Annotated in this window: 7 protein-coding genes, 1 pseudogene and 1 riboswitch; of the genes and pseudogenes, 2 read left to right on the plus strand and 6 right to left on the minus strand. The window is 70.7% G+C overall.

Features of this window, described 5'->3' with window-relative positions:
• Window positions 1-470: pseudogene (locus A5730_RS17965) on the minus strand (hypothetical protein); the annotation flags it as partial.
• A gap of 248 nt (window positions 471-718) precedes the next feature.
• Here A5730_RS17965 and A5730_RS25440 point away from each other — a divergent pair.
• Window positions 719-1258, plus strand: a complete 540-nt coding sequence (locus tag A5730_RS25440) for a hypothetical protein (protein WP_067903195.1) — start codon at window positions 719-721, stop codon at window positions 1256-1258.
• Window positions 1259-1376: 118 nt separating this feature from the next.
• The gene (locus A5730_RS17975; protein ID WP_067903198.1) at window positions 1377-2135 is read left to right on the plus strand and encodes an SHOCT domain-containing protein; all 759 of its coding nucleotides are present in this window, start codon (window positions 1377-1379) and stop codon (window positions 2133-2135) included.
• Window positions 2136-2176: 41 nt separating this feature from the next.
• Here the strand turns inward: A5730_RS17975 and ileS are convergent, their stop codons facing one another.
• From ileS to A5730_RS18000, 5 genes are all read right to left on the minus strand, one after another.
• Complete coding sequence (gene ileS / locus A5730_RS17980) at window positions 2177-5302, minus strand: isoleucine--tRNA ligase (RefSeq protein WP_067903201.1); 3126 nt, start codon at window positions 5300-5302, stop codon at window positions 2177-2179.
• Between the two features lie 345 nt (window positions 5303-5647).
• Window positions 5648-5878, minus strand: coding sequence for an Rv1535 family protein (locus A5730_RS17985; RefSeq protein ID WP_067820064.1), 231 nt, complete (start codon window positions 5876-5878; stop codon window positions 5648-5650).
• Between the two features lie 295 nt (window positions 5879-6173).
• Window positions 6174-6342, minus strand: a riboswitch (M-box (ykoK) riboswitch).
• A gap of 273 nt (window positions 6343-6615) precedes the next feature.
• On the minus strand, window positions 6616-7743 hold the full coding sequence (locus A5730_RS17990) for a nitronate monooxygenase family protein (protein WP_067903204.1): 1128 nt from the start codon (window positions 7741-7743) through the stop codon (window positions 6616-6618).
• Between the two features lie 32 nt (window positions 7744-7775).
• On the minus strand, window positions 7776-8357 hold the full coding sequence (locus A5730_RS17995) for a carboxymuconolactone decarboxylase family protein (RefSeq protein ID WP_067903208.1): 582 nt from the start codon (window positions 8355-8357) through the stop codon (window positions 7776-7778).
• 129 nt (window positions 8358-8486) lie between these two features.
• On the minus strand, window positions 8487-22723 hold a 14237-nt coding region (locus A5730_RS18000), incomplete at its 5' end, for a non-ribosomal peptide synthetase (RefSeq protein WP_156745858.1).

The following is a 22723-nucleotide window of genomic DNA, read 5'->3' on the forward strand; positions in this document are numbered from 1 at the left end:
CCCGCCGGTGCCCCCGCCGGCGCGGGCGCGATCACGACGGGCGCCTCCCCACCGCCGACGGGTCCGGGCGAGAGGGCGTCGGGAGGGGTGGGCGCCGACGGCGGGGCCGGCGCCACGGGCGGCGGCGCAACCGCGCTGGGGGCCGGCGTCATCGAACCGACGCTGGAATTCGGAACCACGACGGCGGGCTTGTGCTCCTTGGAGCCGTCGATCAGCAGCAGGCCGAGCCCGGCGACCGCTCCGAACGCCGCGACCACCGCCCCCGCCAGCAGGGCGTTCGTCCCCCGCGAGCGCGGCTTCGCGATCACGTTGGTGGCCGCGGAGTCGTCAAACTCGCCGGGCTGGGACAGCGAACCGTCCTCGATCTCGGGGTCGCCCAGCGGGCTCGAGGCCCACGCCTCGCCGACGGTCAGGTCCTCGTGCGGGAGGGCGGCGAAGGTCGTCGACTGAAAGTCTTCGATCACGCTCATGGCTGTTCCTTACTGTGGTCGCGACCCCCGATGGGCCGCCGTCACAGGTAGGAGCAGCCAGCCCGGGTGACGCGGACACTTTTTTCAACAACTTTTCCCCCGACCCCCCGGCCCACCGAGCCGCGGACGGCCCGGGCTCGCCGTTCTCCAAATGGCCGCGGGCCGAATATGCGGCGAAAATTCATGCGCCGAGCGGTTCACTGCCGCACAGTAGGTAATCGAGCGCTCGCGAGTGAGGGAGGACCGCCGTGTCGTTGTTGAGAACCCTGAAGGCGGCGCGCGCCGAGGTGCGGCGCGCCCGAGACGACGAGTTTGCCCGCGTGGTCGATTTGCCGCCGACGGCGGAGCTGGCCGCTCAGCTGATGGCGGCCTTCGGGTCCGACGGGCCCAAGCCCGGCAAGCCGCTCACGCAGTACGACTTCCTCAGATGGGTGCTGCGCCGCACCGAGTTCACCTCCCGCGGCCAGCGAGCCATGAGCCTGAAGAAGCTGGTCGCGCCGGTACGAGAGGCCCTGCAGGTGTTGGAGCACTGCGAACTGGTCTACCTGAGCGTCGGCGGCGAGGGGAAGGTCGATAACTGGCGTCCCACCAATCGGGGTTTGACGGCGCTGGCAGGAGGTCACGACGCTGTCGCGCAATGTATCTCGCGACGAGACGCCGCCCGCTCATCCGATCCGGTCGATTCAGCCGCCGAACGACTGCGGCAGCTGGAGACGCTTCGCGCCGCGGGGGCCATCTCTGAGCTCGAGTACACCGCCAAGCGAGGACTGATCGTCGACACCCTGTGACCAGCGCCGGCGCCGGACCCCGATTTATTGGGATCGGGAGCGCGGCCGAGGTGGTTCCGTTGCATACGGATGCGGCCCGTCAGCCAAGAACAGCGAAACCCTCGGAAAGGGAGCAACTATGAAGATGTGGTCCCGCGCGCAGCGCGACCCAGCGATCAACCAGCAGGCCATCGCCGTGGCGTCGGAAATCCTGCGTCAACCGGTCGAGGCAGCCACACGATGCGAGCAGACATCGACCAAGGCCATGCAGATCTATCCGTCGGGCGGCGGTGAAGTGCATTGGAAGCGGGTGCCCAACGGCACCGGCCTGCCGAAGAGCTTCATCCTGGCCGTCACCGCATCCCACGTCTACGCGCTCGAAGACAAGCAACACCGAGGCGCCCCGGTGGCCGGCCAGGTGCTCAAGGCGTGGGATCGCACGGGCTTTCGCGCACGTGCCGGCAGCGACGCGGTGGCGAGGGCGGGCGGGCCGCCCGACGACCGGCAAATCATCACCCTGTGGTTGCCGATCGACGGCGACAGTGGCCGGGTCGCGCAGCAGATCGCCGCGCAGCGGGCGGCGTCCGGCCAGCGCATCCCGGGCCTACCGCACGCCTTCGTCATCGCCAAGGACGAGCCGGGCCAACGCATCATCGACGCGCTGGGCGCCGCGCCGGCACCGCACGAGGCCGGGCCGAACATCACCATCGGCGGACGACGGCTCCAAGACATCCTCGCGGAGGCCAGGGCAAGCGGTGAGGGCGGCCCTGCGAAACCTGCTGCGCCGCAACGCCCGGCCGCTGAACGACTGAGCGAGCTCGAGGCGCTGCGCGCCGCCGGGGCGATCACCGACGCCGATTACGACCGCAAGCGAGCGGAGATCATCGCGGCGATCTGAGCACCGGCCCGCCCATCGCCTTCATGTGCCCCTGAGCGCGCCTAGACCTTGGCGATGCTCACCCGGACCCCGTCGCCGATGTCGGCGCCGTCGGCGGGTTCCCCGAATTCGAAACGGGTGGCGAGGATCTCGCCGGCGATCAGGTCGCGATGCGCGGCCGCCCAGTCGGCCCGCTCGGCCGGCACCGACATCACCACGGCGATCCGGTCGGACACCTGAAGCCCGGTCGACTTGCGCAGCTCCTGCAGCTCGCGGATGCGGTCCTTGGCCCACCCCTCGGCGTCGAGCTCCGGGGTTACGGTGCCGTCCAGCACCACCAGGCCGGCCCCGCCCGGCAGCGCCGCGGTGAACTCCGGGTCGGCGGCGACCAGCCGCGAGCTGTATTCGTCGGGTTGCAGCACCGCGGGCCCGGCCGTCAGCGTGCCGTCGGGGTTGACGACGCCCTCCCCCGCCTTGACCGCCTTGATGGCGGCCTGCACGTCCTTGCCCAGGCGCGGCCCGGCCACGCGGGCGTTGACCGTGAGCTCGAAGCGGCCGTAGGTGTCGATCGCGTCGGTCAGCTCGACGCTCTTCACGTTGAGCTCATCGGCGATCAGGTCGGTGAACGGCTCCAGCCGACGCGGGTTCTCCACGGCCACGGTCAATTTCGGCAGCGGCAGGCGCACGCGGAGTTTCTTGGCCTTGCGCAGGGAAGACGCGGCCGAGCACACCTCGCGGACCTGATCCATCGCGGCGACCAGGTCGGGGTCGGCGGGCAGCGCTTCGGCGTCGGGCCAATCGGTGAGGTGCACCGACCGCCCGCCGGTGAGGCCGCGCCAGATGATCTCGGTGACCGACGGAAGCAGCGGCGCGGCCAGCCGGGCCGTCACCTCGAGCACGGTGTGCAGGGTGTCGATGGCGTCGGCGTCCTCTTCCCAGAACCGCGAACGCGACCGCCGCACATACCAATTCGTCAACGCCTCGGTGAACTGGCGCAGCTGCTCGCAGGCCCGCGAGATGTCGCAGGTGTCCATCTCACCGGTCAGGTCGTCGCGCAGTTCGGCGAGCTTGGCCAGGATGTAGCGGTCCAGCACCTGAAGCGAATCGGTGCGCCAGGTGCCGACTTTGGGCGCGTAGAGGGCCAAGAAGCTGTACGCGTTCCACAGCGGCAGCAGGACCTGGCGCACGCCGTCGCGGATGCCCTGCTCGGTGACGATCAGGTTGCCGCCCCGCAGGATCGGCGAGGCCATCAGGAACCACCGCATGGCGTCGGAGCCGTCGCGGTCGAACACCTCGCTCACGTCCGGGTAGTTGCGCAACGACTTGCTCATCTTCTGGCCGTCCGACCCGAGCACGATCCCGTGCGCGACACAGGTTTTGAACGACGGGCGATCGAACAGCGCGGTGGCCAGCACGTGCAGCGTGTAGAACCAGCCGCGGGTCTGCCCGATGTACTCGACGATGAAGTCCCCCGGGTAGTGCGTGTCGAACCACTCCGCGTTCTCGAACGGGTAGTGCACCTGGGCGTACGGCATCGAGCCCGAGTCGAACCACACGTCGAGCACGTCGGTGATGCGGCGCATGGTGCTGCGGCCGGTCGGGTCGTCGGGGTTGGGCCGGGTCAGCTCGTCGATGTAGGGCCGGTGCAGATTGGTGGGCCGCACCCCGAAGTCGCGCTCCAGCTCGTCGAGGCTGCCGTAGACATCGATGCGCGGGTACGCCGGATCGTCGGACTTCCACACCGGAATGGGGCTGCCCCAGTATCGGTTTCGTGAGATCGACCAGTCGCGCGCGCCCTGCAGCCACTTGCCGAACTGGCCGTCCTTGACGTGTTCGGGGTACCAGGTGATCTGCTGGTTGAGTTCCACCATCCGGTCGCGAAACGCGGTGACCGCGACGAACCAGGAAGACACCGCGCGATAGATCAGCGGGTTACGGCAGCGCCAGCAGTGCGGGTAGGGGTGCTCGTAGGTCTCGTGGCGGAGCAGCACCGCGCCGTTGGCCGCCGCGGGACCGCTGCCGTTCTTCAAATCCCGGATGATGTTCGGGTTGGCGTCGAAAACGCGCTGCCCCTGGTAATCCGGGACGCTGGCGTCGAAGCGGCCCTTGGAATCGACCGGCGTGACCGGCACGATGCCGGCCTTGTCGGTGGTCGCCATGTCGTCCTCGCCGTAGGCCGGCGCCATGTGCACGATGCCGGTGCCGTCCTCGGTGGTGACGAAGTCCCCGGGCAGCACCTGAAAAGCCTTGGGGCTGTCCATGAAATACGGGAACGGCGGCACGTAGCGGGTGCCGAGCAGGTCGGCGCCGGAGTAGGTGCCCAGGATCTCGGGCTCGTCGCCCAGCTCGCGGGCGTAGGCCGCCAGCCGGGGCTGCGCCAGCACGAAACGACGCTCGCCGGCCGCGACCTCGACGTAGGTGACCTCCGGGTTGACCGCGACCGCCAGGTTCGACGGCAGGGTCCACGGCGTGGTGGTCCAGACCAGCAGGTGGGCGCCGGCCAGCGGGCCGTCGGCCACCCGGAAGCCGACCGTCAGCGCCGGGTCCTGGCGGCTTTGGTAAACGTCGTCGTCCATGCGCAATTCGTGGTTGGACAACGGGGTTTCGTCGCGCCAGCAGTACGGCAGGACGCGGTATCCCTCGTAGGCCAGGCCCTTGTCCCAGAGCTGCTTGAACGCCCAGATCACCGACTCCATGTAGGACAGGTCGAGCGTCTTGTAGTCGTTGTCGAAGTCGACCCAGCGGGCCTGCCGGGTGACGTACGCCCGCCATTCGTCGGTGTAGCGCAACACCGAGGCGCGGCACGCGTCGTTGAACGCGGCGATGCCCATGTCGTCGATCTGCGATTTGTCGTTGATGCCGAGCTGGCGCTCGACCTCGAGCTCCGCGGGCAGCCCGTGCGTGTCCCAGCCGAACCGGCGCTCCACTTTGTAGCCGCGCATGGTGCGATACCGCGGGACGATGTCCTTCACGTAGCCGGTGAGCAGATGCCCGTAGTGCGGCAGCCCGTTGGCGAACGGCGGGCCGTCGTAGAACACGTATTCCGGTGCGCCGTCACGACGTGCGATGCTGGCGCGGAACGTGTCGTCGCGGGCCCAGTAGTCGAGGACTTCGAGCTCGAGGGCCGGGAAGTCGGGCGCGCCGCCGGCCGGCTTCGGATAGGCCTTGCGCTCAGCGTTGTCGGTCACTTGAAATCACCTGGTGCGTCGTCTCCTGTGCCTCAGTGCCGTCGGGCACTGGTAGCGCCTATTGGGGACGACGACGCGCTGTCTGCGCGAGCGCCGCGGTACCACCCCGCTTGCCACGCCGTCGCGTGGCCGCTCGTTGGAGGCTGTGACGGGCCCACCCGTTCGGTTCTACTGAGCTGGCCAGGGAAAGAAGCCGGCTGTTCTTCCGAAGGCTCCCCGGTGATGCCGGATCGACGCCAGTGGCTCGATTCTACTCAGGCGCGGCACCCCAAGGGGCTACCTGGCCTCAGGAAACACCTGCGGCCGGGTAGCCCCTTGGAGCCCTGGTTGATCGCTGTTCATCGATCAGGCCTGGATTTCGAGCACACCGGCCCGCAGCAGCGCCGCGTACAGGTGGCGCAGCGGGATGCTCAGCAGCCGGGTGGCGCCTTCCACCAGCGGGTCGCCGGCGAAGACGGGGGTGTTGGCCTTGCCGGCGGCCTTCTTGCGCACCGGGGCGGTCTCGCCGTCGCGCACCACCTTCAGTGTGCGGGCGGGCGCTACGGTGGCCACTTCGTCGTAGAGAGCTACGGTCATGGTCGCCTCCTAGGCGGAGTTCGGAAAACGGGGACTATCTGAACGGACGTGTCGAGGTCCCGTCCCGGTTCCGATCCTTTGAGAACGCTTGGCCGACAAGGCACTTAGCGTTGTGACGCCTCAGCCGAGAACGTCGCGCCGGAAGTCGGATCGGGACGAGACGGAGTTCGGACTTCGGTCCGGACTGTCGTTGGAACTCATGTGTCCCTCACCTCCTCGCGGCCACGACGCATGCGGATGGTCCGCACGCGATTGCGCACAGCATGAGGAGCAGAAACCCGACGACCGTCGGAGATCCGCACCCCTCTCGTCAGAGCTTTGGCACCACACGACGTGTCCGATGTCCGGAAGCCACCTGGGCTCAACCCTTAAGCCGGGAGGAGCTGTCCTGACCCGGGGCGTCTTTCGACGTTCGGGGTCAGTGGCCTGTATTCGTGTAGACGCCTCACCTAACGAGGTGCTTACCCGACCGATAATGCACGACGGGTCCGACCGGGTCAAACTCCCCGGCCGCCTGTTTCACAACCTTTACGGTTCTCCGGGGCCTGCCCACAGGCTTTCATCAGGTTAAAGGGTTTGACCTGCGGCTTTGGCGGAGCTGGCCGGCACCGAGTGTTCATTTTTTGTTTGCGGACCCGGCACCGCGTGTGTCTGGACGGCGGGAGCCGTCGGCGTGTCGCCGCCGTGAGCGCACACCGAAAGCCATGGGCGCAGACGCGAAACGGCGCCGGCGCGCGTCAGCGCTCGATCAAGCCCTCGAGCCGCCCCACGGTGTCGATGAACTCCTCGACCATGTCGAGCACCACCGCCCGCGTCGGACGAACCCGGTCAAGGGAGCCCACGACCTGGCCGACGAAGTAGGTGGCCAGCTCGCGCGCCTTGGCCCCGGGGTGCCCGGCCGCGGAGTTGATGCGCACCTGCGGCTCGGTGACCAGCGCGGTCTGCAAGGGCATGCCGAGGGGGTCGGGTTTCTCCGGGCGGTCCCATTCGTCGGTCCAGGCCGTGCGCAGCATCCGCGCCGGCTTGCCGGTCAGCGACCGCGACCGCACGGTGTCCGAGGAGGTGGCGGCCAGGAACTTGTCCTTGACCACCGGCGGCGTCTCGGCCTCTTCGGTGGTCAGCCACACCGAGCCGCACCAGACGCCCCCGGCGCCCAGCGCCAGCGCCGCCGCGATCTGGCGGCCGCGCGCGATGCCGCCCGCGGCGAGAACCGGCACCGGCGACACCGCGTCGACGACCTCGGGCACCAGGACCATGGTGGCGACCTCACCGGTGTGCCCGCCGGCCTCGGTGCCCTGCGCGACGATCAGGTCGACCCCGGCGGCCGCGTGCCGTTGCGCGTGCCGCGTGGTCCCGGCCAAGGCGGCCACCAGCACGTCGCGGTCGTGGGCGCGTTCGACGAGGTCCGCCGGGGGCGGCCCGAGCGCGCTGGCGACCAGCCGGACGCCGTCGTGGGCGAACGCCACGTCCAGCAGCGGCTCGTAACCCTTGGGCGAAATGTTGAGCCCACCGGCGGAGGCGCGCGCCTCCTGCGCCGGCGCGGTGATTCCGTAGCGGGCCAGGATGTCGTCGACGAACGCGCGGTGTTCCTCGGGCAGCCGCGCCCGCGCCTGCGCGGCGTCGATGCCGCCCTCGTCCGCCCCGACGTACTTGGGCGGCAACAGCAGATCCACCCCGAAGGGCTTGCCGCCCGTCTGCTCGGCGATCCACGTCAGCTCGCTGTCCAGTCGCTGGGCGCTGTGCGCGACCGCGCCGAGGACGCCGAAGCCGCCCGCGTTGGTCACCGCGGCCACCACATCGCGGCAGTGGCTGAACGCGCAGATGGGGAATTCGACGCCGAGCAGCTCGGCGACTTTGGTTCGCATTGCCCGACGCTAAAGAGCTATCGATCGATATGTCAATCGATTACGGCCGCCGCCGGCGACCGCCCGTCCGGCGGCCAGCTGGACACCCCCTCTTCGAGCGGCACTTGCAGACTCTGCAGGATCGAGGCGACCATCCGCCAGGCGCCGATCGCGGTGACCAGCTCGATGAGAACCGTTGTGTCACCCTGTAATTCACGCTCGCAGGCCGCCCAGCTGGCCGCGCTCACCGCGCCGTCGCGCACCACGTCGTCGGTGGCGGCCAGCACCGCCCGCTCGACTGCGCCGAACCCGTCGTGCGCCTGCCAGTCCCGCACACCGAGCAGGTCGTCGGGGGCCACCCCCAGCCTCGATGCCACCCGCCAGTGCTGCGTCCACTCGTAGTCGCACGCCGTGAGCCAGCCGATCCGCATGATCACCAACTCGCGCAGCCGCGGGTCGAGCGCGCCGTGCCAGAGCATGGTGGCGAGCAGGTCGTTGATGGCGCGCGCCAGCGGCGGGTGGTTGAGCAGCACCTGGAAGATGCTCAGCTCGGCCATGTAGTTGGGCACGGCCGCTTCGTCGGCGGCGGCCGTGGCCTCGTCGAGCGGCAATTTGGGCACGCGGGCTGTTGTCATGGTGAGCACTTTCGTCGGGCGCGATCACCGGCCATGTTAGTCAGCAATCGCCACGCCAAGGCCCGAACGCCGCGACACGGTTACCACCCGCCCGAAACCCTTTGCCGCAGAGCGGCTTACGAGCGGCGCCTAGAGCAGTCCGAGCAGCTGCAGGTCGGTCACGTACTTGACGATGACGGGCGCCGACACGTGCGGGATGTCCGGATCGTCGCCGTCGGGGCCGAGCTTCGCCTCCCGCACCGCGGCGCGGAATCGCTCGGCGGCGGCGAGCGAACCGCGGCCCGGGTCCCCGGGCTCGACCTGCTGTCCGCTCGGCAACTGCAGCAGCGGGTGCACCGAGTGTTGGCGCTGGCGCTCGGGCAAGTCGCGCAGCGCGGCCTCGAAGCGCCGGAACCAGTCACCGAAGTCGTCGATCCGCTCAATCGGGTGACCGGCCTCGATCAGCCAGTCGACGTACTGATCGATGCCGATGCCGTCGTCATGCGGGTTCATCACGTGATAGGTCTCGAACCCCTCGACGCCGTGGGCGCCCAGCTTGGTGATCGCCTCGGCGACGAATTCGACCGGGAGCGCGTCGAAGTGCGTGCGCGGGCGGTTGCCCCCGGCGTCGAGGCGATAGAACGAGCGGGGGGCGATGCCGGTGGCCGCGATGCTCAGCACCATGCGGGTGAACACGTCCGAAAGGTTGAGCTGGCCCGCGTAACTGGTGTCGGCGAGGATCATGTCGCAGCGGAAGACCGAGACCGGCAGCCCGCACAGGTCGTTGGCCTCGCGCAGCAACACCTCGCCGGCCCACTTGCTGTTGCCGTAACCGTTGGAGTAGGCGCCGTCGACGACCCGGGTTGGGCTGACGACCCGGATGTCGGCGTCCTCGGTGAACGCCGCCGGGTCGACGCCATCCCCGACGTTCGCGGTCGAGACGTAGGTGTAGGGCTTGACTTTGGTGGTCAGCGCCACCCGGATCAGTTCGGCGGTGCCCGCGACGTTGGGCCCGAACAGTTCGCTGTACGGCAGCAGGCCGTTGACCAGGGCCGCCGAGTCGACGATCAGGTCGACGGTGTCGGCCAGCCGCTGCCAGGTGCCCTCGTCGAGCCCGAGATTCGTCGCGGACTTGTCCCCGGCGATGACCTCCAGGTGGTCGGCGGCCAGCTCCGTGAAGTGGTCGAGCAGCCGGGGATCCCCGCTGTCGAAGGTCTCCCGCAGCCGCTGCCACGCCTCCTCGTCGCAGCCGGCCCGCACCAGGCAGATCAGCTTGCCGTCCACCAGCTCCAGCTGCTCGAGCCACTGCAACGCCAAGTATCGGCCCACAAAGCCCGTCGCCCCCGTCAGCAGGACCGTGCGCACCATCGAGCTCGGACCCGGCAGCGCCGGCGCCGCGCTCAACGTCTCCGCGTCGATGAACTTGTCCAGCGTCAGATCGCTCGCGTACACCTCGGTCGCGTCGCGGCCGTGCACCGAGGCGAAACTTGCGCCGCGTCGCCGTGCGGCCACGAAATCGCTTGCATGACGGTCTAATTGCTGACTCAGGCTGCGCACTGACGGTGCGTCGAAGACGGCGCGTACGGGCAGCGGGATACCCATGGTCGCGTGGATCGCGGCGACCAGGCGCATCGCGGACAGCGAGTCGCCGCCCAGGTCGAAGAACGACTCCTCGACTCCGACGCGCGGCACCCCCAACACCTGGGCGTAGATGTCGGCCAGGGTCTCCTCGACCGGCGTGGCGGGCGGGCGGTAGCGATCGTCGTCGGTGTATTTCGGGGCCGGCAACGCGCGACTGTCGAGTTTGCCGTTGACCGTCAGCGGCAACGCGTCCAGCACCACGACCGCGGCCGGAACCATGTAGGCGGGCAACCGATCTGCCGCCGCCGCCCGCATCGCGGCCGGGTCCGCGGTCCCGGTGACGTAGCCCACCAGCCGCCGGTCGCCCGGGCGGTCCTCGCGGGCGATCACCGCCGCCTGCTCGACCCCGCCCAACCCGGCCAGGACGGCGCGAACCTCCCCGAGTTCGATGCGGTGGCCCCGGATCTTGACCTGTTCGTCGGCGCGGCCGAGATACCGCAGTTGCCCGTCCGGGCCCCAGCAGACCAGGTCGCCGGTGCGATACATCCGCGTCCCGGGCGCGCCGAAGGAGCACGCCACGAACCGCGACGCGGTCAGGGCGCCCCGGCGCACGTACCCGTAGCCCATCCCCGCCCCGGCCACGTACAGCTCGCCGATCACCCCGGTGGGCACGGGTCGCAACGACGCGTCGAGCACGAAGAGGGCCGACCCCGGCACCGGCGAACCGATCGGCGGCGTGCCCGACTCGGGCTCCAGCGGCGCGCTGATCGCCACGCACATCGTGGTCTCGGTGGGGCCGTAGAGGTTGAGCATCGTCCGCCCGGGCGCCCAGCGGTCCACCACCTCCTCCGGGCACGCCTCGCCGGCCACCACCAAGGCCGCGTCCAGCCCGTCGGGCGCGAGCATGCCGGCCTCCGAGGGGGTTTGGGTGAGCACCGTGACCTCTTCGGCGCTCAGCAGGGCGTGCAGGTCCTTCGGGGACCGGGCCGTCGCGTCCGGCACCACCAGCACCCGTCCGCCGTGCAGCAGCGCGCCGAAGATCTCCCACACCGACACGTCGAACACCAGCGAGTGGCTCTGCGACCACACGCCGGCCGCCCGCAGTGGCGCGTCGAGGGGTGCGAACAGTTGCGTGACGTTACGGTGAGTGATGGCAACACCTTTCGGCGTGCCGGTGGTACCCGACGTGTAGATGAGGTAGGCGATGTCGTCGGCCGCCGGGGCCGTCGGCACGGCGCCCTCGGGCTGGGCGGCGAGGGCCGGGTCGTCGACGTCGACCACCGCCAGTCCGAAGCCGGACAACCGCGACCGCAAGGCGTTCGTCGTCAGCGCGGCGATCGGCGCGGCGTCGGTGAGGATGAACTCGATCCGGGCCGCGGGCAGCGCCGGGTCGACGGGCAGGTACGCCGCCCCGGTCTTGAGCACCGCCATGATCGCGACGATCGCCTCGGCCGAGCGGTCCATGAGCAGGCCAACGCATTCCCCGGCCCGGGCCCCGCGGCCGGCCAGCAGGTGGGCCAATCGGTTCGCGGCGCGGTCGAGTTCGCGATAGGTCAGCGAGCGGTTCCCGCAGCTGACGGCGACCGCCTCCGGCGCGCGATCCACCTGCGCGGCGAACACCTCCAGGATCGACGGGCAGGTCACCCGCCGGTTGGCCACCGCGCGGTTACCCCACTCGTCGAGGCGGGCGCGCTCGTCGTCATCGAGGACGTCGATCGACGACAACAGGCGACCGGGGTCCGCGGTCATCGCCACCAACACCTGGTGCAGGCGGTTGACCAACGTTTCGATGGTGTCGGCGTCGAACACGTCGGTGCGGAACTCGACCTGCCCGCCGATCCCGGCGGGTTCGCCGGCGTGGTCTGAGTGTTCGGCCAGCGAGAAGGTCAGGTCCATGCGGGCGGTGTGGGTGTCGACCGGCAGTGGGGCGACGTGCAGGTCACCCAGGCTGAACCCGGCGGCGTCACTGTCCTGCCAGGCCAGCATCACCTGCACCAGCGGGTGGTGGCTCAGGCTGCGGGCGGGGCGAAGCCGCTCCACCAGCACCTCGAAGGGCACGTCCTGGTGCTCGTAGGCGGCCAGGCTGCGCCCGCGGACCTGCGCCAGCACCTGCGCGACCGTCGGGTCGCCGGCGAGTTCCGTCCGCAGCACCAGGGTGTTGACGAAGAAGCCCACCACGTCGTCGAGCACAGGGTCGCGCCGGCCGGCGATGGGGAAGCCGACGGCCACCTCACTGCTTCCGCTCAGGGTCGACAGCAGCACCGCCAGCGCGGCCTGGACCACCATGAAGCTGGTGGCGTTGTGCGCCCGCGCCACCTCGCGGACCCGCTGCTGCAACGCGGCCGGCCACTGCACGCTCACGGTGGCGCCGCGGTGATCGGCCACCAGCGGGTAGGGCCGATCGGTCGGCAGCACCAGTCGCTCGGGCATCCCGGCGAGGTGATGCTCCCAGAACCGCAGCTGCCCGGCGATGGGGCTGTCCGGGTCGTCCAGGTCGCCGAACTGGTTGCGTTGCCACAGCGTGTAATCGGCGTACTGCACCGCCAGGGGCGCCCAGTCCGGGGCTTGGCCGGCACACCGGCCGGCGTAGGCCACGCCGAGATCGCGTACCAGCGGGGCGAGCGACAGGCCGTCGGCGGCGATGTGGTGCAGCACCGCCACCAACACGTGCTCCGCCTCGGCCGTATTGAAAAGCCAAGCCCGCAAGGGTATTTCGGTGCCCAGGTCGAACGCGTAATGCGCCACGGTCTCGACGGCCTCTGCCAGGCGGCCCGGCGACCAGGCGCTGGCGTCGACCACGTCGCAGCCGACGTCGGCGTCCTCCGGCGCCACCACGACCTGTTGGGGTGTCCCCTCCGCGGCGATGAAGACCGTGCGCAGGCTTTCGTGCCGGGCCACCACGTCGCCCAGCGCGGCGCGGAACGCGTCGGCATCCAGGCGCCCGCTCAGCCGCAGCGCCGCCGCCATGTTGTACACGGCCGAGGGTCCCTGCAGCTGGTCGAGGAACCACAACCGGGACTGGGCGAAGGACAGCGGGATCACCTGGGGCCGTTGCATCGCCACCAACGGCGCGCGTCCGGCCCCGTTCGCACCCAGATGCGGGGCCAACTGGTGAACCGTCGGCGCCTCGAACAGCGATCGCACCCCCAGGTGGGCGTTCAGGCCGGTGTTGACGGCGGCGATCAGGCGCATGGCCGCGAGCGAATCGCCGCCCAGGTCGAAGAACGAATCGTCGACGCCGACGCGCTCGAGGCCGAGGACCTGGGCGTAGATGCCGGCCAGGATCTCCTCGACTGCGCTGACCGGGGGACGGTAGCGATCCGCGTCGTGGTAGTCGGGCGCCGGCAGGGCGCGGGCGTCGAGTTTGCCGTTGACCGTCAACGGAATCGCGTCGACGACGACCACCGCGGCGGGCACCATGTAGGCGGGCAACCGCTCGGCGAGCGCGGCGCGGACGCCGGCCGGATCGGCCGTCCCCGTCACGTAACCCACCAGCCGCTCCTCGCGGACGATCACCGCCGCCTGCTCGATGCCCGCCAAACCCGTTAACGCCGCGTGGATTTCGCCGAGCTCGATGCGATACCCGCGGATCTTGACCTGGTCGTCGGCGCGCCCGAGATAGCGCAGCTGCCCGTCGGCGCCCCACCGAACCAGGTCCCCGGTGCGATACATGCGCGCCCCGAACCCGCCGAACGGGCACGCCACGAACCGCGATGCCGTCAGCCCGGACCGGCCTACATACCCACAGGCCACACCCCGGCCGGCCACATACAACTCGCCCACCACCCCGGCGGGCACCGGCCGCAACCAGTCGTCCAGCACGAAGAAGGCGAGATGCGCCAGGGGAATTCCGATGGGGCTGGCGTCGCCGTGCACGTCGCGGTCGACGATCTCGCGGAACGAGGCGTGCACGGTGGTCTCGGTGGTGCCGTACATGTTGATCAGGCGCGGGCGCCCCGCATGGTTGTCCAGCCACTTGCCCAGCCGCCGGGACTCCAGCGCTTCGCCACCGAACACCAGCGTCTGCAGCTTGAGTCGTTGCGCGAGGTCGGGGGAAAGCGCGTCGGCGGTTTGCAGCGCGTAGAACGCGGACGGGGTCTGGCTCAACACGCCGACCTGTTCGCGAACCAGCAAGGCGTGCAACTCGTCCGGCGAGCGGCCGACGGCGTCCGGCACCACCACCAGCCGCCCCCCGTGCAGCAGCGCGCCGAAGATCTCCCATACCGAGAAGTCGAACGCCAACGAGTGGCACAGCGTCCACACCTGGCCGAGCTCCAGCTCGGCGTCCAGCGACTCCAGCAGCTGGGTGACGTTGTGATGCGTGACCGCAACGCCTTTGGGAATGCCGGTGGTGCCGGACGTGTAGACGACGTAGGCGATGTCCCCGGGCGCCGGCGGCGGTGGTGCGGTGGCGGGCCGCATCGTCGGCGCGGGGGCGTTGACGTCGACGACGGGCAGGCCGCACCCGCCCACTCGCGACCGCAGACCGCCGGCGGTGATCACCGCGACCGGTGCGGCGTCGGTGAGCACGAATCCGATGCGCGCCGAGGGCAGCCCGGGGTCGATCGGCACGTAAGCCGCGCCGGTCTTGAGCACCGCCAGGATCGCCACGACCGCCTCGGCCGACCGGGGCATCAACAGCGCCACCCGTTCACCGGGACGCGCGCCGTGGCCAATGAGCCGGTGCGCCAGGCGGTTCGCGGCGTCATCGAGTTCGCGGTACGTCAGCCGGTTGCCCCGGTAGCTGATGGCCACGGCCTCCGGGCCGCGGTCCACCTGGGCGACGAAGGCTTCCGGTATCGACCGGGTCGGGGCGGCGGCCTGCTCGAGCGCGCCGTGGTTGCCGATGGCCCGGATGCGGGAGTGCTCCGCCTCGTCGAGCATGTCGATCGAGGACAACCGCCGGGTGGGGTCGGCGGTCATGGCCGCCACCACCCGCTGGAGTCGTGCCACAAACGTTGCGACCGTGGCGGTGTCGAACACATCGGTGCGAAACTCCACGGCTCCCCCGATCCCGCCGGGCCGGCCGTCGTCGGTCCAGCGCTCGGCCAGCGAGAACAGCAGATCCGTGCGGGCGGTGCGGGTGTCGACCGGAACGGCGGTGACCCGGAGATCGCCCAGCCGCAGGTCGGCGGGTTCGTTGTTCTGCCAGGCCAGCATCACCTGAACCAACGGATGGTGGCCCAGGGTTCGGGTGGGGTTTAGCCTTTCCACCAGCACCTCGAAGGGCACGTCCTGGTGTTCGTAGGCGGCCAGGCTGCGCTGGCGCACCTGCGCCAGCAGCTCGGCGACGGTGGGATTCCCGGCCAGGTCGACCCGCAGCACCAAGGTGTTGACGAAGAAGCCCACCACGTCGTCGAGTGCGGGATCGGGCCGACCGGCGATCGGAAAGCCCACGGCCACGTCCGGACTCGCGCTCAGCTTGGCCAGCAGCACCGCCAGGGCGGCCTGGATCACCATGAAACTGGTCGCGTTGTGGGCGCGCGCCACCTCGCGAACCCGGTCCTGCAGCTCGGCGGGCCAGTCGACGCGCACCGTGGCTCCGCGATGGTCGGCCAGCGCCGGATACGGCCGGTCGGTGGGCAATTCGAGGCGCTCGGGCATTCCGGCCAGCGCGGCCTCCCAGTAGCGCAGCTGACCGGCGATCGGGCTGTCGGGGTCGTCGAGATCGCCGAGCTGGGACCGCTGCCACAGCGTGTAGTCGGCGTACTGCACCGACAACGACGGCCATCCCGGCGCGCGGCCGGCGCACCGGCTGGCGTAAGCCGCCCCCAGGTCGCGCACCAGCGGAGTCAGCGACCAGCCGTCGGCGGCGATGTGGTGCACGACGGTCACCAGCAGGTGCTCGTCCTCGGCGACCTGGAAAAGCCTTGCCCGCAAGGGCATCTCGGTGGCCAGGTCGAAGGGATGGGCCGCCGCGGCCTCGACGGCCTCGCTCAACCGGGCCGGCGACCATCCGGTGGCGTCGACCACGTCCCAACCGGCAGCGGCGCGCTGCGGCGGCAGCACCACCTGCTGGGGCGTCCCCTCGGCCGCGGCGAACACGGTGCGCAGGCTTTCGTGGCGGTCCACCACATCGGCCAGCGCGGCGCCCAGTGCGTCCTCGTCGAGGTGTCCGGTCAGCCGCAGCGCCGCGGCCATGTTGTACACCGGCGACGGCCCGTGCAGTTGGTGGATGAACCACAACCGGGATTGCGCGAACGACAGGGGCAACACTTGCGGCCGCGGCCCGGCCGCCACGCGCGCCCGCGCCCGGCCGCCCCCGCCGATGCGCTGCGCCAGCAGGCGAATCGTGGGCGCCTCGAACACGGTGCGCACCGACAGCCGGGTATCCAGGCCCGCGTTGACGGCGGCGACCAGGCGCATGGCCGCCAGCGAATCCCCGCCCAGGTCGAAGAAGGACTCCTCGACGCCGGCCCGGGTCAATCCCAGTACGCGGGCGTACATTTCGGCGAGGATGCCCTCGGTCGGGGTTGCCGGCGGCCGGTACCGTTCGTCGTCGTGGTAGTCGGGCGCCGGCAGGGCACGGCTGTCGAGTTTGCCGTTGACCGTCAACGGAATCGCGTCCAGGACGACCACCGCGGCGGGCACCATGTAGGCCGGCAACCGCTCGGCGAGCGCGGCGCGGACGCCGGCCGGATCGGCCGTCCCCGTCACGTAACCCACCAGCCGGCCCCCGCGGGCGATCACCGCCGCCTGCTCGACGCCCGCCAAACCCGTTAGCGCCGCGTGGATTTCGCCGAGCTCGATGCGATAGCCGCGGATCTTGACCTGGTCGTCCGCGCGCCGCACGTACCGCAGCTGCCCGTCGGGCCCCCAGCGCACCAGGTCCCCGGTGCGATACATCCGCGCCCCGAACCCGCCGAACGGGCACGCCACGAACCGCGACGCCGTCAGCCCGGACCGGCCCACATACCCGCACGCCACGCCGCGGCCGGCGACATACAACTCGCCGACCACGCCGGCGGGCACCGGCCGCAACCACTTGTCCAACACCATCAGCGCCGCGCCGGATACCGGCGACCCGATCGGCGCCCCGGCCCCCGCGGTCAGCGGGGCGCTGATCGCCGCGTCGACGGTGGTCTCGGTCGGGCCGTAGGCGTTGACCATCACGCGGCCGGGCGCCCACCGATCCACCAGGTCGGCCGGGCAGGGCTCACCGCCGATCACCAAGGCGACCCCGTCCAGGCCCTCCGGAGACAGGGCGCCCGCCTCGGACGGCGTTTGGCTGAGCACGCCGACGCGTTCGCGAATCAGCAACGCCCGCAAGTCTTCCGGTGATCCGGTGACCGGCTCGGGGACCACGACCAGCCGTCCCCCGCCCAGCAGCGCGCCGAAGATCTCCTGAACGGAGACGTCGAAGGCCAGGGAATGACACTGCGACCAGGCGGCGGCCGCCGGCAGGGGGGCGTGCAGCGACGCCATCAGCTGCGTCACGTTCTGGTGGGTGACCGCCACACCCTTGGGGACTCCGGTGGTGCCCGAGGTGTAGATCAGGTACGCGATGTCCTCGGGGTCGGGGTGCCGCAATGGCGTGGCGGGTTCGGCGTGCAGCGCCGCGTCGTTGACATCGACGATCGGCAGGTCGGCCCCGTACAGCCGGGGCCGCAGGTCGGCGGTGGTGACGGCGGCGGCCGGCGCGGCGTCGGCGATCATGAACCCGAGCCGCGCCGCCGGCACGGCGGGGTCGACCGGCAGGTAGGTTGCTCCCGCCTTCAGCACCGCCAGGATCGCGACGATCGCGTCCGCGGACCGCGAAAACAGCAGCGCCACAATGGCACCGGGGCCGGCGCCGTGGCGCACCAGCAGGTGCGCCAGGCGGTTCGCGGCCTCGTCCAGCTCACGGTAGGTCGTCGAGCGGCCCTGCCAGCTCAGCGCCACCGCGTGCGGGGTGCGGGCCACGTGCGCGGCGAACAGCTCCGGGATCGACGCCCCGGCCATCGGTTCGGTCAGCGCGGCGCGATTGCCCCAGCCGATCAGGTGGGCGTGCTCCGACTCGTCGAGCGCATCGATCGCCCTCAACAGCCGGGTGGGATCGGCGGTCATGGCCGTCAGCACCCGACGCAACCGCGCGATCAGCGCATCGATTGCGGGCGCGTCGAATACGTCGGTGTCGAATTCGACGCGCAGGCCGAGTTCGTCGCCCGGCACGGCCTGCACCGAAAGCGGATAGTGGTTGAATTCGCGGCTGGTGAAGTCGGTGACGGTGACGTCGTGGGCGCCGGCCAGCGCGGCGGTGTCGATCGGATAGTTCTCGTACACGAACAGGGTGTCGAACAACTGGTCGTGGCCGGTGGCCCGGTGGATTTCGGACAGCGCCAGGTGTTCGTGCTCGAGTGTCTGGTTGTGGGCGCGGCGCAGTTGGTCGAGCAGGCCGGCGACGGTGGTCGCCGCGGTGATGGTGGCGCGCACCGGAACCGTGTTGATCAGCAGGCCCACCATCGACTCGGCGCCGGGCACCTCGGCCGGGCGGCCCGAGACCACGGCGCCGAACACCACGTCGTCCTGCCCGGTCAGCCACGCCAGCAGCTGGGCCCAGGCGGCCTGCAGCACGGTGCTGACGGTGGTGTGCGACGAGCGGGCCAGCGCGCTCAGGGCGCGGGTGGTTTCCGCCGGAACGCGGGAGGTGGCGACGCCCCGCCGCCCCGCCCGCCCGGGCGGGCGCACCAACGTCGGGCCGTCGAAGCCGTCGAGCACGTGGCGCCACGCCGCGTGCGCGGCGGCCACGTCCCGGTTCGCCAGCCAGGTCAGGTAGCTGCGGTACGGCGTCACCGCCGGCAGCCGTTCGCGGTAGTAGCCGGCGAAGATCTCCCGCAGCACGATCGGCAGGGACCACCCGTCCATCACGATGTGGTGAACGGTCAACACGAAGCGGTGCCGGTCTTTTGCGGTGCGTACCAACACGGCCCGGAACGCCGGGCGGGCGGCCAGGTCGCACACCGACGCGCGTTCGGCGGCGCACAGCTGCTCGATTTGCCGGTCGGGTTCGGCGTCGTCGGCGTCGAGTTGGAGATAGCGCCACGCCATGGTGGGGTCGGCCGGGATGATCTGCACGGGCTCGTCGAAGTCCTCGCAGAACCGGGCCATCAGGTTGGGGTGGCGTCCGAGCACCTTGCTCAGCGCCTCGCGCAGGCGGTGCGGATCGAGCGGGCCGCAGACGGTGATGTCGAGCTGCACCGCATACACGTCGTCGCCCGGGTCCTGGCCGGAGCCGGCGTGGAAGAGCAACCCCCGCTGCAACGGGGTCAGCGGCAACACATCGGCGGTCGGGATCCGCAGGCAGAGCGCATCGATCTGCTGTTGGCTCAGCCGGGCGGGCGCGATGTCCGACGGGGTCAACCCGCCGCCGCCGTTTCGCACGTGGGCGCAGATGCCGGTCAGGGCGTCACACCACAACTGGCTGAGCCGGCGGACCTCGCCGCGTTCGAGGGCCGAGGTCGCCCACGTCCAGTTGGCCTGCAGGCGCGGGCCGTCGGCGGCGTCCACCGTGCCCGCGTTCAGTTCCAGTGTGTGCCCCAACGGCACGGGCATCGCCGCGGCTGCGGCGGTCAGCGACAGGCTGTCCTGATCGAGCCGCCACAACTCGTCGGACAACTCGGCCGCCCCGCCCAGCCGTCCCAGGTAGTTGAAGCCGATCGACGGGTCTGGATCATCAAGGGCCACTTCGGGATTCAGGTAGCGCAGCAACCCGTAGGTCAGTCCGTCGGGCAGGGCGCGCAGCTGCTCCTTGGCCTCCTTGATCAGCGCCCCCAGCTCGGCCTCCCCCGTCCTGACCCTCGCCCAGGGCGGCTTGCCGAGGCTGAACGCGACCGGATACTTGGCGGTGAACCACCCCACGGTGCGCGACAGGTCCACGGGCGGGCCCACCTCCTCACGGCGGCCGTGGCCCTCGACGTCGATGGAAAGCGGCGCGCCGGTGCCCAGGAATTCGTTGATCGCCAACCCGAGGGCGACCAACAGAACATCCTGGACACCGGCGTGGAACGCCGCCGGCACTGCCCCCAACAACATGCGCGTGGTCTCGGTATCCAGCGACACCGACAGGTGCTCGGCCGTCCGGTAGGTGTCGGCGTCGGGCCGCACCCCCGGCAGCGCGGGCGGGGTGGCCAGCACCCGGCGCCAGGCGTCCGCCGCCGCGGCGACCTCGGGGCGCCGGGCGTGCTCCCGCAGCAGCGCCGACCACCGGGCGAACGACGTCCCGCCCGGGGGCAGCGCCACCGGCTGCCCGGCGCGTCGCTGGGCCCAGGCGATGTTCAAGTCCTCCAACAGGATTCGCCATGACACCGCGTCCACGGCGAGGTGATGAATCACCAAGGCCAACCGGCCGCTGGACTCCGCCCACAGCGCCCGCAGCATCACCCCGGCGGCGGGGTCCAGCCGCGACCGCGCCGCGACCAGCGCCGCTTCGGACAACTCGCCGACGGTGTGCAGGCACCCGCGAACGTCGACCGCGCCGGGATCGGGCACCTGCAGCGACCAACCGCCCTCGCCGTCGTCGTCGAGGCGCAACCGCAGCGTGGCGTGCCGATCGAGCAACGCCTGCAGCAGCACCACCACGTCGTCACGGGTGACACCCGCGGGCGCCCGCACCACCATCGCCTGGTTGAACTCGTCGACCGGGCCGTCGATCTGCTGCAGCCACCGCATGATCGGCGTGGCGACGACTTCGCCGACGCCCTCGTCGACCACGTCGTCGTCGGTGGCCACGCCGGCCACCCGGGCCAGCCGGGCCACCGTCTGCTCGACGAAGATGTCGCGCGGGCGGAACAGGACGCCCGCCGCCCGGGCGCGGGCGACGACCTGCATGGACAGGATGCTGTCGCCGCCCAGGTCGAAGAAGGAGTCGTCGACGCCGACGCGGTCCACGCCGAGCACCTGGGCGTAGATGCCGGCCAGGATCACTTCGACTGCGTCGCCCGGGGCTCGGTGGTGCTCGGTGCTCTGATAGTCCGGCGCCGGCAGGGCGCGGGTGTCGAGTTTGCCGTTGACGGTCAGCGGCAGCTCGTCCACCGCGACGACCGCGGCCGGCACCATGTAGATCGGCAGCCGGTCGGCCAGCTGGGTGCGGATGGTGGCGGGGTCGGCGGTCCCGGTGATGTAGGCGATCAGCCGCTTGTCGCCGGGCCGGTCCTCGCGGGCCACCACGGCGGCGCGCTCGACGCCGCCCAAAGCCGTTAGCGCCGCGCGGATTTCACCGAGTTCGATGCGGTAGCCGCGGATCTTGACCTGTTCGTCGATCCGCCCGAGATACTGCAGCTGGCCGTCGCGGTCCCAGCACGCCAGGTCGCCGGTGCGGTACATCCGCGCGGCGGGGCCGCCGAACGGGCAGGCGACGAACCGTGCCGCCGTCAACCCCGGCCGGCCCGCGTAACCGCACGCGACGCCGCGGCCGGCCACGTACAACTCGCCCACCACACCGACGGGCACCGGGCGCAACCACGTGTCCAGCACGAACAACGCCGCACCGGGCACCGGTGACCCGATCGGCGGGGTTCCGGTTCCCGCGGACAGCGGGGCGGTCATCGCCGCGTACATCGTGGTCTCGGTCGGACCGTATTGGTTGACCATCACCCGCCCGGGCGCCCACCGGTCGACCACCTCGGCTGGGCATGGCTCGCCGCCCATCACGAGCGTCGCCGCCGATTCCAGGCCGCGCGGCGGCAACGCGGCGACCGCCGAAGGGGTGTGGCTCAACACGCTGACTCGTTCCCGAACGAGCATGGCGTGCAAGTCTTCCGGTGAGCGGACCACGGAGTCGGGCACGATCACCAGGCGACCGCCGCGCAGCAGCGACCCGAAGATCTCCCAGACCGAGAAGTCGAAGGCCAGCGAGTGGCATTGCGACCACACGTCGCCGAGTTGCAGCTCGTCGTCCAGTGACTCGAGCAGCTGGGTGATGTTGTGGTGGGTGACGGCCACGCCCTTGGGCACCCCGGTCGTGCCCGAGGTGTAGATGATGTAGGCGATGTCCTCGGGCGACGGCGCCGGTAGTGCGCCGGCGGATTGGCTCGCTATTTCGGGGTCGTCGAAATCGATGACGGCCACGTCCGACCCGTCGAGCCGCGACCGCGACTCGGGGCTGACGACCGCGGCGAGCGGTATGGCGTCGGTGAGCATGAATTCGACACGGGCCGCGGGAAGGCCGGGATCGATGGGCAGGTAGGCCGCCCCGGTCTTGAGCACCGCGAGGATCGCCACGACGGCCTCGGCGGAACGCTCCGCGAGCAGCGCCACGCACTCCCCCGATCCGGCGCCATACTCGACGAGCAAGCGCGCCAGCCGATTCGATGACTCGTCGACGGCGCGGTAGGTCCACGAGCGCCCGGCGTGGGTGATGGCCACGGCGTCGGGGGCGCGATCCACCTGCGCGGCAAACATTTCCGGGATCGACACCGGCGCCGGCGCCGGGCGGTGTAGCGCCGCGCGGTTTCCGATGGCCTCGAGGTGGGCCTGTTCGGACTCGTCGAGCACATCGATGGACGAGATCCGCCGCGTCGTGTCGGTGGTAATCGCGACCAGCACCTGGTGCAGCTGATCGATCAGCGTTTCGATGCGGGCCCGGTTGTAGACGTCGGTGCGGAATTCGACCGCGCCGCCGATGCCGGCGGGCTGGCCGTCCTCGGTCCAGCGCTCGGCCAGCGAGAATACCAAATCCATGCGGGCGCTGCGGGTTTCGGTGGGCAGCGCGGTCACGTGGAGATCACCCAACTTCAGGTCCGCGAAGTCCTCGTTCTGCCAGGCGAGGACGACTTGGATCAGGGGGTGATGGCTGAGGCTGCGGGTGGGACCCAGCCGCTCCACCAGGA

Origin of the sequence: Mycobacterium sp. ACS4054, from assembly GCF_001667275.1 — a bacterium.
GTDB lineage: Bacteria > Actinomycetota > Actinomycetes > Mycobacteriales > Mycobacteriaceae > Mycobacterium.

What these genes read in the sequence shown, in the direction of transcription:
- A5730_RS17975 (WP_067903198.1), top strand. Translation starts at nt 1,377, where the DNA reads ATGAAGATGTGGTCCCGCGCGCAGCGCGACCCAGCGATCAACCAGCAG.
- A5730_RS17985 (WP_067820064.1), bottom strand. Translation starts at nt 5,878, where the DNA reads ATGACCGTAGCTCTCTACGACGAAGTGGCCACCGTAGCGCCCGCCCGC.
- A5730_RS17990 (WP_067903204.1), bottom strand. Translation starts at nt 7,743, where the DNA reads ATGCGAACCAAAGTCGCCGAGCTGCTCGGCGTCGAATTCCCCATCTGC.
- A5730_RS17995 (WP_067903208.1), bottom strand. Translation starts at nt 8,357, where the DNA reads ATGACAACAGCCCGCGTGCCCAAATTGCCGCTCGACGAGGCCACGGCC.